The organism is Mesorhizobium sp. 128a (assembly GCF_053848025.1).
In genome coordinates this window covers 72,002-84,666 of the sequence record NZ_JBSPKY010000017.1, presented here as the reverse complement: position 1 = coordinate 84,666, position 12,665 = coordinate 72,002, and the positions used below count along the sequence as shown (strand labels likewise).

At 62.4% G+C, this 12,665-nt stretch carries 12 protein-coding genes; 8 read left to right on the top strand and 4 right to left on the bottom strand.

The window, feature by feature from the left end; genetic code table 11:
• Positions 1-84 precede the first annotated feature (84 nt).
• Positions 85-648, top strand: a complete 564-nt coding sequence (locus tag ACWTU9_RS25130) for a DUF6931 family protein (RefSeq protein WP_455860653.1) — start codon at positions 85-87, stop codon at positions 646-648.
• 33 nt (positions 649-681) lie between these two features.
• Here the strand turns inward: ACWTU9_RS25130 and ACWTU9_RS25125 are convergent, their stop codons facing one another.
• The gene (locus ACWTU9_RS25125; RefSeq protein WP_455860652.1) at positions 682-1,323 is read right to left on the bottom strand and encodes a ThuA domain-containing protein; all 642 of its coding nucleotides are present in this window, start codon (positions 1,321-1,323) and stop codon (positions 682-684) included.
• 244 nt (positions 1,324-1,567) lie between these two features.
• Here ACWTU9_RS25125 and ACWTU9_RS25120 point away from each other — a divergent pair, with 244 nt between their 5' ends.
• Complete coding sequence (locus tag ACWTU9_RS25120; protein WP_455860651.1) at positions 1,568-2,227, top strand: YjbE family putative metal transport protein; 660 nt, start codon at positions 1,568-1,570, stop codon at positions 2,225-2,227.
• Between the two features lie 67 nt (positions 2,228-2,294).
• Here the strand turns inward: ACWTU9_RS25120 and ACWTU9_RS25115 are convergent, their stop codons facing one another.
• Entirely contained in the window at positions 2,295-3,668 is a 1,374-nt protein-coding gene (locus tag ACWTU9_RS25115) for an FAD-binding oxidoreductase (RefSeq protein ID WP_455860650.1), read from the bottom strand.
• Between the two features lie 233 nt (positions 3,669-3,901).
• Here ACWTU9_RS25115 and ACWTU9_RS25110 point away from each other — a divergent pair, with 233 nt between their 5' ends.
• Positions 3,902-4,942, top strand: a complete 1,041-nt coding sequence (locus tag ACWTU9_RS25110; RefSeq protein WP_455860649.1) for a LacI family DNA-binding transcriptional regulator — start codon at positions 3,902-3,904, stop codon at positions 4,940-4,942.
• Positions 4,943-4,951: 9 nt separating this feature from the next.
• Here ACWTU9_RS25110 and ACWTU9_RS25105 read toward each other — a convergent pair whose 3' ends face one another.
• Together ACWTU9_RS25105 and ACWTU9_RS25100 are read right to left on the bottom strand one after the other, a co-directional pair.
• Positions 4,952-6,100, bottom strand: coding sequence for a Gfo/Idh/MocA family protein (locus ACWTU9_RS25105; protein WP_455860648.1), 1,149 nt, complete (start codon positions 6,098-6,100; stop codon positions 4,952-4,954).
• A gap of 262 nt (positions 6,101-6,362) precedes the next feature.
• Complete coding sequence (locus ACWTU9_RS25100; protein ID WP_455860647.1) at positions 6,363-7,124, bottom strand: DeoR/GlpR family DNA-binding transcription regulator; 762 nt, start codon at positions 7,122-7,124, stop codon at positions 6,363-6,365.
• A gap of 162 nt (positions 7,125-7,286) precedes the next feature.
• Between ACWTU9_RS25100 and ACWTU9_RS25095 the strand changes: the two genes are divergently transcribed.
• From ACWTU9_RS25095 to ACWTU9_RS25075, 5 genes are all read left to right on the top strand, one after another.
• Entirely contained in the window at positions 7,287-8,087 is an 801-nt protein-coding gene (locus ACWTU9_RS25095) for an aldolase (protein WP_455860646.1), read from the top strand.
• A gap of 3 nt (positions 8,088-8,090) precedes the next feature.
• On the top strand, positions 8,091-9,041 hold the full coding sequence (locus ACWTU9_RS25090; RefSeq protein WP_455860645.1) for a PfkB family carbohydrate kinase: 951 nt from the start codon (positions 8,091-8,093) through the stop codon (positions 9,039-9,041).
• A gap of 86 nt (positions 9,042-9,127) precedes the next feature.
• On the top strand, positions 9,128-10,273 hold the full coding sequence (locus ACWTU9_RS25085) for an ABC transporter ATP-binding protein (RefSeq protein WP_455860644.1): 1,146 nt from the start codon (positions 9,128-9,130) through the stop codon (positions 10,271-10,273).
• Positions 10,274-10,380: 107 nt separating this feature from the next.
• Complete coding sequence (locus tag ACWTU9_RS25080) at positions 10,381-11,628, top strand: ABC transporter substrate-binding protein (protein WP_455860643.1); 1,248 nt, start codon at positions 10,381-10,383, stop codon at positions 11,626-11,628.
• Positions 11,629-11,767: 139 nt separating this feature from the next.
• On the top strand, positions 11,768-12,664 hold the full coding sequence (locus tag ACWTU9_RS25075) for a carbohydrate ABC transporter permease (protein WP_455860696.1): 897 nt from the start codon (positions 11,768-11,770) through the stop codon (positions 12,662-12,664).
• Position 12,665: the final 1 nt, after the last annotated feature.

Sequence of the window (12,665 nt, the reverse complement as noted above, 5' to 3'; positions counted from 1 at the left end):
GGACATGTGGCGGTCGACAGGCTTGACCCGCGGCTCGCAGGCGAGTTGAGTGATAGCTGCTCTTGGGGGAGGACAACAGCAGCGATGGTCAATGGGCTTCGATTCCAGACCGCACGCGATCTCTTCGCCGCAAACAGCGCCGTTGCCCGGGACATGACGGCTGTTCCCACCGACCAGCCCTCGCTCGAGTTCTGCCGCCGGCTGATGGCCGGGCGCATCCCCGAGGAAGCGATCACCTTTTGTGCCTATCTCCTGCCCGACCGGGCAGCGATCTGGTGGGGCCATGAGTGCCTGGGGCATCTGACCGAACTGCTCGAAGAGCAGGATCTCGAAACGCTGGCGCTGGTACAGGACTGGGTCGGCGAACCCAGCAATGCAAGCCGCCGGGCCGCTGTCGCCGGTGCAGCGATGGCGCGGCAACACACGCCGGCCGGCTGGATCGCGCTGGCGGTGCAACGGCATGTCAATGGCGCGGCCGATCAGACCAACGGGTCAAGGCTGCGGCCGCTGCCCGCGGCCCACGCCGTCAACGCCGGAATTCTGGCCGGACTGGCGCGGGTTGCGGTGGCGGATCGGTTCTCGGTGCTCACCGCCTTTGTCGAAATGGGCATCCATCTTGCCGAAACCGAAGCGCTGCGCAAAGCCTGATTGCAAGATTGCAGTCGCAAGCGCCGTCGAGGCCTAACGGCAGGCCCACAACGCCCCGCGCTCGAAGATGGTGCGCATTTGCGGCACGGAAAACTCATCCGCCGTGTGGCCGAGCGAGCTGAAGAAGACGCGGCCCTTGCCGTAGCGGCGCTTCCAGACCACGGGCATGACGACGCCGTCGATGAAGTCGAGATGATCGCCGGAGAACGTCGTCGTGGCCAGCACCTCGTTGCTCGGGTCGACATGCATGTAATACTGCTCGGAACGGTAGGCGAAGCCGTCGATGCCCCGTACGATCGGGTCATCGCTGGTGATGTCGACACGGTAGTCGATGATATCGCCAGGATGGGCGACCCATTGGCCGCCGGTCATGAACTGATAGTTCGGCTCGTTGCGAAAACTGTCGCCCATGGTGCCGTGAAAGCCGGCAAGGCCGGATCCACCGCTGACGGCGGCGACGAGGTTCTGCAGCTCCGGCTTTTCGATCGTCGCCATGGTGATCATTGGGACGATCAGATCGACGGCCGACAGCTGCGGATCGGCGAGCGCGGACGTGCCCTGCTCTATCCGCACGTCGAAGCCATGCCCGGTCAATATCTCGCTGACGACTGAGGCGCTGCGCGCCGGCGTGTGACCTTCCCAGCCGCCCCAGAAAATCAGTGCCGTCTTGCCCATATCAGTCTCTCCTTCGGTCGGCGACATTGATAGGCAAGCGGAACGCCTTTGTCTTCCCTTTCCGGGGGCCATTTGTTGCCGGCAAGCCGAACGATTGGGGATGAATCCGGTGGACGAGGAACGATTGGCCGCGCCTGGCGTCTTGTTTCGATGCAGGACTGCACTCAAATCTGTCTTTGCGGCCGGGTAGATGTCCGCCCGATCCGCCACGACCGACCGGAACACCTCTCCGGAGAGCCTGCCCATGAGCTTCGATCAGACAACTGTCGCCGCCTATCTGGAAGTCATCACCATCAACCTCGTCCTGTCGGGCGACAATGTGGTGGTGATCGGCATGGCGGCCGCGGGCCTGGCAAAGGCTTTGCGCCAGAAGGCGATCATCGCCGGCATTGCCGCAGCTGCGGTGATCCGCGTCGTCTTTGCCGTGATCGCCGTTCAGCTCTTGGAAATCCCCGGGATCATGCTGTTCGGCGGCCTGCTCTTGTTCTGGGTGTGCTGGAACATGTTCCAGGAGTTGCGCTCGGCCGGTGACAGTGAGGACGCCGGCCAGGCCGACGCCAGCCCTGCCGGGTCAGCGCTTGCGGCGGTGCGACCGGCCAAGGCGCTGCGCACGGCGATCCTGCAGATCGTCGTCGCCGACGTCTCGATGTCGCTGGACAATGTGCTGGCCGTGGCGGGCGCTGCCGCCCATGACATGAATGCGCTGGTGTTCGGCCTCATTCTGTCGGTGGTTCTGATGGCTGTCGCCTCGACGCTGGTGGCGGCGCTGCTTGCCAGATACCGCTGGATCGGCTGGCTCGGCCTGGCGATCATCGTCTATGTCGCCGGCAACATGACGCTGGACGGGGTCGAGCAGCTGAGAACGGTCGACTACCACGCGCTGCTTTCGCCAGCTGCGAGCTAAAGCAATTCCAGGAAAAGTGTGCAGCGGTTTTCCGTCCGGAATTGCGGCAAAACATGCCCCGTAGCATTCAAGCGATGTCGAAAATCCGCCCGGGGTTGAGGATGTTGTGCGGATCGAACGCCGCCTTGAGGCGGTGCATCGCCGATATTTCGGCGTCGCTGCGCACGAGGCCCAGCCATTTCTTCTTGTCGAGGCCGATGCCGTGTTCGGCCGAGACAGAGCCGCCGCATGCGGCCACGCCGCGATACATGATCTCATAGGCGGCGGCCGGTTCCCTTGTGTCGACCTGATAGTGCAGATTGCCGTCGCCGAGATGGCCGAAGACGTAGATCTCGGCGCTGCCATCCTTAGCGCGGATCGCCGCTTCGGCGTCGCGCAGGAAAGCCGCCATCGTCGCCAGCGGAATGGAGATATCGACACCGATCAGGCCCTCGATCGCAAACAGGAAGCGGTTGGCCTCTTCCCGTACGTCCCAGAGCGCTCGAAACTCGCGTGGCGACTGCGAGACGACCACGTCGTCGACGATGCCGTCTTCGACGGCCTGCATCAGCACCGAAGCGAAACGCTCGCCGTCCAGCTCGGCTTGATTGCCCTGGATCTCGGTCAGAACATAAACCGGCGCGCCGGCAGGCAGCGGCGCCGGCGCGGCCATGCCGGCTATCATGGCGCCGTAGAGTGGCGAAAAATTCACCTCATAGGCCGAGAGCAAGGGACCGAGCCGCTGCTTGAGCAGCCCGAGCAGCGCGATAGCCGCGTCCAGCGAACCAAGCGCGCAGAAAGCGGCGACCTCGGTGGCGGGCTTCGGATGCAGGCGCAGGCAGGCGCGCGTGACGACGCCCAGCGTGCCTTCGCTGCCGATGAACAGCTGGTTGAGATCGTATCCCGAATTGTTCTTGGCCAAGCCGCGCAGCGAGGTCAGGATCGAGCCATCGGCAAGCACCGCCTCCAGTCCCAGAACCTGGGCGCGGTACATGCCGTAGCGCAGCACGCGGATGCCGCCCGCATTGGTGGCGATGTTGCCGCCGACCGTTGCCGTGCCGCGCGCGCCGATGTCGACGCCGAACATCAGGCCGGCCGCATCGGCTGCTTCCTGCACCATCTGCAGCGGCACGCCAGCCTCTGCGATGATGGTTGCCGCCGCGCGGTCAGGCGCTTCGACCGCGGTCATGCGCTCCAGCGACAGAACCGCTTCGCCCGGCTGCACGCGGGCGGCGCCGGCCAGCCCGGTGCGGCCGCCATGGACGACCAGCTTCTGGCCAAGGCCGCTGCAAACGCGCAGGATTTCGGCCACCTCGGCGGCGCTGCGCGGACGCAAGACCAGTTCGGGCCGGCCCCCGCCCTTGCCGGCGAGATCGTCGCCATAGCGCGGATCGACCGCATCGCCGGTGACAACAGCGGCGGCGTCGAGCCGCTGATAAAGCTGGGAAAGAAGCTTATCCATCTGTTGTGTCATGTTTCCCAGATATTTGGCTTGCTCGCTGCGGTCGAGACTTTGATGCGGGACAATTTTCGCGTCAATTGAATAAATTTACGCACGGTATAATTTGTCATTGCGCGTTGAAACCGCTGAAGTTTCCTGTAATTTTCGTCTTGAAGGTTGCGTGGCGTCGCGCCGGCTGCAGGACCGTGGGCAGCGATGACCAAGGTTCTGGCGCCTGCCAGACGAGGGATCGAATGACGAAGCACAAGACGATGGAGGATTTCGCCCGCTCCTGCGGCGTCTCCAGGCCGACGCTGTCGAAATATTTCGACGACCCGACCAGCGTCAAGCCGGCAACGCGCAAGCGCATCGAGGAGGCGCTGCGCTCGTCCGATTACCAGCCCAATCTGTTTGCCCGCAACCTCAATCGCAAGCGCACCCGCAGCATCGGCATCCTCGTGCCGACGGTGGCCGATCCCTTTTATTCCGAAATGGTCAGCCGCATCGAGCTCAGGCTGCGCGACGAGGGCTACTGGCCCATCGTCATTTCCTCACACGGTTCGCGCGAGCTCGAAGTCGAGGCGACGCGCACCATCCTGTCGCTGAAAGTCTCAGGCGCGCTGATCGCGCCGCTTGGCTTGCGCTCGGACCGCCGCGCGCTGGAGAAGCTGACGCAGACAATGCCGATCGTCTATTTCGACACCTATCTCGAAGGCGGCGCACCCTTCGTCGGCAACAACAACGCCCAGAGTGTCTCGACCATCGTCGACTATCTCTGCCGCTCCGGCGACGCGCCGGTCTATTTCGATATCCCTCACGTCAACCACAATTCGCCAGAGCGGCTGAACAGCTATGTCGGCGCCATGCAGCGGCTGGGCCAGGAGCCGGTGGTGATCGGCAACACAAGCGACTACACATGGGATTTCGAGCGCATCGGCTACGAGCAGATGGAACAGATGCTTCGGGCTGGCGGCCTGCCGGGCAAGACCGCGGGTCTGCCCGGCAAGACCATACTGTGCGCCAACGACCGCCTGGCCTTCGGCGTGATGGCGGCAGCCTTCGCGCAGGGCAAGAAGGTCGGCCGCAAGGCGGACTGCGACCTGCGCGTGGCCGCCCATGACGACCATCCGCTGAGCCGCTACACCTGCCCCGCTCTGACCACCATCGCGCAGGATTTCGCCGCCATGGCGGGGCGCAGCGTCGAGACGCTGCTCGCTTTGCTCAATGAGGATACAGCGAGCGTCACGCCTAAAGTCAGCCTCGACGCCGCCCTGGTGATGCGTCAGTCAGCTTGAAAATTTCCATCAGGCAAGCAGGCTTGCCGCTTCCTCCTCTCCAAGCAGCGGCGGCTGGTCGACTGTGCCGTTGACGGCTACCGAGCCGCGGCTTTCGCCCGAAGCCAGGATCGCCTCCATGATCTCCAGCACATGCAACGCGAGTTCGCCCGAGGCGCGCGGCTTTCGTCGCATGCTCAGCGCGCGCGACAGATCGGCGACGCCGAGCATGCGGTAATTGGCGCGGTCGGGCGCGGCGTAGGGCCAATTGCGGGCGCCGTACAGTTCGCTTTCGCTGGCGAAATCGGCCCAGTCGGCGCCACGTTCCGACAGCGAGACGGTGCCGCCGAACGTGTCGGGATCGGGCAGCCTGAGGGAACCCTCGGTGCCGTGCAGTTCGATCGGATGGTTGGAGTGTCTGAACACATCCCACGAGGCGCCGAAGGTGACGGTGGCGCCGGAACGGAATTCGAGCAGCGACAATATGTTGGTGGGCGTACCGACCTTGAACGTCGTGTTCTTGAACGGGCCGTCGGCGGTGATCAGCCTCTCCTCCTGGCCGCGCGTCGCCATCGCCATGACGCGGTCGACCGGACCGAGCAGATTGACCAGCATGGTCAGGTAATAGGGGCCCATGTCGAACACCGGACCGCCGCCCGGCTGATAATAGAATTGCGGATTGGGGTGCCAGTGCTCCATGCCGCGTCCCATCATGAAGGCGGTGCCGGTAACTGGTTTACCAATGGCGCCGTCATCCATCAGCCGGCGCGCCCGCCGGCCGGCAGCACCGAGAAACGTGTCCGGCGCCGAGCCGATCAGCAGGCCCCGCTTTGCCGCCTCGGCGACAATACGCCGGCCGTCCGCGGCAGAGGTCGCCAGCGGCTTTTCGGTGAAGACGTGCTTGCCCGCCGAAAGTGCTGAAAACGAAATGTCGAAATGCGCCGCCGGAATGGTCAGGTTCAGCACGAGTTCGATGTCGGGGTCGGCGAGAAGCGCGTCGACACCGAGCGCGCGGATGCCATATTCCCTGGCGCGGAGTTCAGCCATATCGGCCGAAATGTCGGCGCAGGCGCGCAACTCGACGCCGCCGAAGAGCGCTGCATTGCGCAGATAGGTCATCGAGATGTTGCCGCAGCCGATGACGCCGATGCCGAGCCTTGTCTTTGATTTTGCGTGCATTTCCAGCTCTTCCTCCGAGGCCAATAGCATGTTGCGGAGATCGTTCCCACCGCAGCGGTCCACCCCTGAAATCCGTATAGAGCATTTTAAATATTGACGCGCGTAAAATTTTTATAGAGCATGTGGTAACGCTGGCGTGTCGGGAGACTGCCAGCCTGGGAGGAGCAATGTCTGACATGAAAAGACGGCCGACCGCCGGTTCCAGGCTCGTGGGTCATGCGTGCATTGGATTTTGCCGTCGCGGTCAGGGGCCGCGACAGGTTCAGGCATAGATCACCTTGGCGACGGTCCTATCGAGCTGGCTGCGTATCGGGCCGGACAGCCCATCGTCGGTGATCACCACATCGACGCTCGAAAGCGAAAATGCCTTGGACGTTCCGCTGACACCCCATTTGCTCGAATCCGCAAGGAGGACAACGCGCCGGGCCATGCGCACGAGGTTTCGTTTCGTTCGCGCCATGTCTTCGTTCACGTCAACCACATCCAGCGAGGAGTCGATCGCATGCGCTCCAACGAAGACCTGATGCGCCACCAGGCCGCCGAGAGCCGTGTCGGCATCGGTGATCAGCGTGCTCACCGTGTCTGGATAGACCCGGCCTCCGATCATGTGAACGTCGAGCCCGGGCCGATGCATCAGGTGCTGGACGATATTCATTGCCGTGGCCGCGACCACGACATTGCTGAGCGGCGGTAGCTGCATGGCAAGCTGCATCAAGGTCGAGCCGCCGTCGAAGATGACCGACTGGTTGTCCTCGAAGAGATCCACCGCTGCCAGGGCGATGCGTTTCTTTGCCTCGATGTTGGTTTGCATCCGCCGGGCGAACGCAGCCGTGGTCGAATCCGTGGTCCGGGTCACCGCACCGCCACGGGTCTTGGTCAGCAGTCCCTTGCGGTCGAGTATCTCGAGGTCGGAGCGCACCGTGACTTCCGACACGCCAAAACCGTCCGACAGGTCCTTGATGCGAACCTGTCCGCTGCGTTGCACCTCGCCCAGGATCGATTGGCGTCTCTGCTCTGACAACATTGCCCTGTCCTTGCCTCCATGCGCCAGGCGATCGCCCTGGCCTCGGCTCACTCTACCGAAAATACGCAAATTCGAAAGCTTTCGAAAGATTGATTTTGTGATTTCTTTCGCAAACACTGGGTTTGAGATTTTGAAACCAATCGATTGGAGAATTTTGCACTCATGACCCTTGGAACCCAGGTGCGCCTTGCGCGCCTCTTCTCACATCCATCGGGGAATCTTTTTGGCGGCGCGGTCGACCACTTCGTCGGCTATGGCGACGTGCGCAAAGGCGGCCTTGCCGACCTGCCGGGCGCGCTTGCGCGTGTCATGGCGGGCAAACCCGACTATGTCAGCATTCAGCCCGGCACCGCGCGCCATCTGTGGCCGCAATATGCGGGCCAAGCTTCTCTGGTGATCCAGGCGGGCTGCTTCACCCCGGACGATCGCATCAGTGAGCTGATTGCAACGCCCGAGGATGCGGTGCGCGCTGGCGCCGATGCGCTGGCGGTGGCAATTCCGGTGCGCGGCGCGACCGAGGGTAAGTACATACGCTGGCTGACCGATTCCGTGAATGCGGCGGCCCGCTACGGCATGCCGGTGGTGGCGCATATCTACCCTCGCGATTTCACCGACGGAGCAAAAATCGTCTTCACCCCCGACGAGATCGCCTATGCGGCGCGCATCGGCTACGAGTCCGGCGTCGACGTGATCAAGATCGGCTACACGGGCGATTTCGAGTCGTTCCGTGAGACCGTTCGAACCTGCCCGGTGCCGGTCGTGATCGCCGGTGGTCCGAAGACTGACACGCTGCTCGGCGCGCTTCAGCAAACGGCGGACGCCATCCGTGCCGGCGCGCGCGGCGCCGTGGTGGGCCGCAATCTCTGGGGGCATGGCGATCCGGAGAAGGCGGCGCTTGCCTTTCGAGGCGTCATCCACGACGGCCTTTCGGCGCAGGACGCGCTGGCCAGGGCGGGTGCCTGAACGATGCCCACCGTCCCTTCAATCCTCGGCTTCGGAGCTATCGCGATCGACGACATCGTCTATGTCGATCAGCCGTTGTCGGCGGGCAAGGGGAAGGTTGTGCAAAGTGCCCGTGCTTTCGGGGGAAATGTGGCGACGGCGCTGGCCGCCGTCGTGCGGCTCGGCGGAAGCGCCGGGTTCGTCGGATGGCTGGGCAGCGCCGCCGACGACGCCGTGCTGTGCGATCTCGTTGCGAGCGGCGTTGAAACCGCGTTCGCGCCGCGCCACGCCGATGCGCGCCCGGTGCGCTCGCGGATCACCGTCGGCTCGGACGGGGAACGGTTCATCGCGTATGACGACGATGCGATGTTGGGCACCGCGCCGGACTTTCCGGACGAGGTTCTCAGCCGCGCGACCGTCCTGATCGTCGATGGCTACGCGATCCGGTCGCTGGATGTCGTGGCTCGGGCTCGCGATCTCGGCCTTGCTATCCTCGGCGATATCGAATGGAGCAGCGGTCCAGCCACGGAGCGGCTGATCGCGCTCTGCGACCATCTCATTCTTCCCCTCGGCTTTGCGCGGACTGCCACGGGGTGCCGATCGCCCGCCGAGATACTCGATGCATTGTGGTTGCCGTCGCGGTCCGCCGTGGTTCTGACCGATGGCGGCAGGGGCGTCCATTATCGCGGACGCGACGAGACAGGGCTCTGGCACCTGCCTCCGCACCGGGTTGCCGTCGTCGACTCGACCGGCGCCGGTGACTGCTTTCATGGCGCCTATGCCCATGCGTTGACGCATGGAGCCGACACCGCAGGCCGGGTGGCATTCGCGGCCGCGGCCGCGGCTCTTTCGATAACGGGACGGGGCGGGCGCGAGGCGCTTCCGACCGACGACCAGGTCACCGAACTCCTGGCATCGGCGAACGCTCCGTCGGCAGTCGAGCTGAAATATGCGCAGCTCGATACCGGAACATAACCTGAACTGTCCGAGGAAATATCGCAAGTGAACACAGCCGAGAATAGTCAGAAAAAACAGCGGCTTAGACTTGTGGAGGGAGGAAGATGGCAGAAGTCATTCTTGAGAATATATGCAAGACCTACGGGAACAATTTTCGCGCAATCGACCAATTGAACCTATCGGTCGAGGACGGTGAGTTCTTGATTCTCGTCGGGCCGTCCGGCTGCGGTAAATCCACCGCGTTGCGAATGATCGCGGGATTGGAGGACATTTCCAGCGGCAGCCTTCGGATCGGCGGAATCGACGTCGTCGACATGCCGCCCAAGGACCGCGACATCGCGATGGTCTTCCAGAGCTACGCGCTCTACCCGCATATGACGGTGTTCGAAAATATCGCCTTTTCGATGCGGCTGGCAGGCAAGCCGAAGGCCGAGCGCAAGAAGCGGGTGGACGAGATCGCCAAAACTCTTCAGCTGACGTCTTTGCTGGACAGCAAACCCGCAAACCTTTCAGGCGGACAGCGTCAACGGGTTGCCATGGGCCGTGCCATGGTGCGCGAGCCGGCCGCCTTTCTCATGGACGAACCCCTTTCCAACCTGGATGCGAAACTACGCGTTCAAATGCGCGCCGAAATCACCAGCCTGCAAAAGCAGCTCGGTGTCACGACCATATATGTGACCCACGACCAGATCGAAGCGATGACGATGGGGGACAGGGTCGCGGTGTTGAAAGGCGGCGTGCTGCAGCAGGTCGACACACCCAAGAGGCTCTACGCGTCGCCGGTGAACGCCTTCGTTGCCGGCTTCATCGGCTCTCCTTCGATGAACCTTTTTGAGGCGACCCTGAAGGGCGGCGAACTGATGTCCGACACCTTCGCCATCCGGCTGCAGGATGCAGCGTTCGTCGGCAGGCCGGGCTTGCGGTCGTATGAGGGGCGCAAGGTCGTGTTCGGTATCCGACCGGAGGATCTTTATGACAGCAGCCTCGAATCGGGCCGCAAGTATCAGACGATACCGGCAAAGGTGACTTCGATCGAAGAGCTTGGCTCTGAACAGATCGTCCATCTGAACATCGACGCGGTCCGCGTGGACTCCGGCGATCCGGACGCGGTGGACGATTTTGGCCTGGCATCGAACGCGGTGGCGAGGTTCGAGCCGATCAGCGCCGTCCGCTCCGGCTCGGAAATCCGGTTGGCCGTGGATGATGCCAAGTTCCATTTCTTCGATCCCGAGACGCATCTGGCGATCTGAAGATCCGTGGAAGACCGCAGGCGAGAGCGAGGCGCCTGCGAAGAAGACTTCTGAATAACCAGACGATCGGCAGCATTGTGCGGTCGATCTTAAAGAAGGAGGAGAACATGACGTTTCGTATAAAACCCACGATGCTGAAAATGGCCGCAGCCGCATGGTTGCTTGGCGCAACCGGCGCCATGGCGGACACGACGCTGGAATTTACGCAATGGTGGGAGCCAGAATTGCCGGCCGGCTCGCTCAGGGCAATCATGGATGACTTCGAGGCCGCAAACCCCGGAATCAAGGTGACGCTGGTCAGCGGCCCTTACGCGACCACGCGAGACCAGATCTCGGTTGGCGCTGCAACGGGGACGCTCAGCGATGTCGTCGGTCTCGACGGCGCGTGGGTGAACAATCTGAATGCGCAGGGTGCGCTCGCCGACATGAACCCGATGATGGATGCGGGCAAGTTCGATAAAGCCCAAGTCGCCGATATCATCAAGGTGGACGGCAAGGCGGTGATGTTTCCTGTGGCTTCGTTCGTCTATCCGGTCTTCGTGAATTTGGACCTCGCTGCCCAGGCCGGCGTGACCAAGCTACCGTCGACCCGCGCGGAATTTCTCGAAGCCGCCAAGAAGATGACCCATGCCGACAAGAACCAGTATGGCTGGGTGCTGCCCCTGTCGCTGCAGTCTCCCGGCGGAGTCCAGAACGATCTGATGTCGTGGGTCTGGGCATCGGGCCAATCGATGATGGCGAACGGCAAGCCCGACCTCGAAGGCAAACCGGTGGTGGATATGCTCGCCTTCGTCAAATCGCTCAATGACGCCGGCACCATCTCGCCCGGCATCGCCACCAAGACCGAACAGGAAAAGGTCGAGGAATTCGTCAACGACCGCGTCGGGATGATGATCGACTCGCTCGCGCATGTGAACCTCATCCGCAAGCGCAATCCCAAGCTGAACTTCGACCTCATCCCGGTCCCGGTCGTGGAAAACTATACCGGCAAGCGCGGCCTTCCCTATGCCTCGTGGGGCATCGGCATCTCTGCGGGCTCGAAACATCAGGAGGAGGCCTGGAAACTCGTTCAATATTTGATGAGTGAAAAGGTGAACGCCAAGCTCGTATCGCTCGCAAACGCCTTCCCGGGCAACGTCAACGCCAAGCCCGACTTCGTGACGTCGGACAAGGCTTTCGGCAAGGCTTTCGAAATCTTCAAGACCGGCTATCTCGCCAACGAGTTCACGGGCCTGCCTGTGGCCGAAGACCTGATGACCCAGTTCGACGTGCAGGCTCAAAAGATGCTTGCCGGTGAGCAAATGCCGGAGGAGGCGGCCGCAGCCGCGCAAAAGGGCTGGATGGCAAAATTCTGATCGGCCTGTTTACCGTTTGCTATCTTCGGCCGGGTGGCCTGACTTCGGGCAGGCCACCCGGCAACAACGGATCGGCAATTTGAGATGGCCCTGTTTTTGAAGCTCACCTTCTCTTGAAGGCTTATCCATGGTTGGCAACATGACCCGGCAGAAGCGCTCTCACCATAGACTGAAACGAGCGATCGCACCCTATCTCTATTTGTCGCCCTCGCTCGTCATCATCGGCCTTCTGATGTTGCTGCCCATGGTGACGGTGATTGGCTACTCGTTCCAGAACAGCGCGGTTCTGCGTCGTGACCCATCCTTTGCCGGGCTGAAACACTACCAGGCCATCTTCGACGATCCGGTGTTCTGGGCCTCGCTGTGGCACACGCTCTACTTCACATGCATGAGTGTCGTTTTCCACATGACCATTGGCATGGTCTTCGCACTCATGCTGAACAGCGACCGCATCAATCCGACGCTGCGCAACATTCTGCGGGTGCTCTACATACTGCCCTGGCTGTTCACGGCGGTGATCATCGCCGTGATCTGGCGTCTCCTGCTTGAGCCGAACGGTGTCGTGAACAGCATTCTCATGCAGGTGGGCATTATTGGCTCCAAGGTCGAGTGGTTTTCCTCGCCCGAGACCGCGCTGCACGCCGTCACCTTTGCCAATATCTGGGCGGGCTATCCGCTTTTCATGGTCAGCCTGCTCGCAGGCCTGCAGGGCATTCCCAAGGATTTCTACGAGGCCGCCGATATCGACGGGGCGAAGGCCTACCAGAAGCTGATCTTCATCACCGTCCCGCAGCTGATGCCGATCATCATCAGCATCTCGCTGCTCGATTTCATCTGGACCATGCAGGTCTTTCCATTGATCTGGATAACGACAGGCGGCGGCCCGATCTACTCGACCGAGGTCCTCAGCACCTACACCTACAAGCTGGCGTTTTCGAGCTACAACCTGTCGCAGGCGTCGGCGAGCGCCGTGGTCATCCTGCTGATCTCTCTCGGCCTGACGCTGTTCTACATCCGCTATCAAAAGGCCCGGTAGT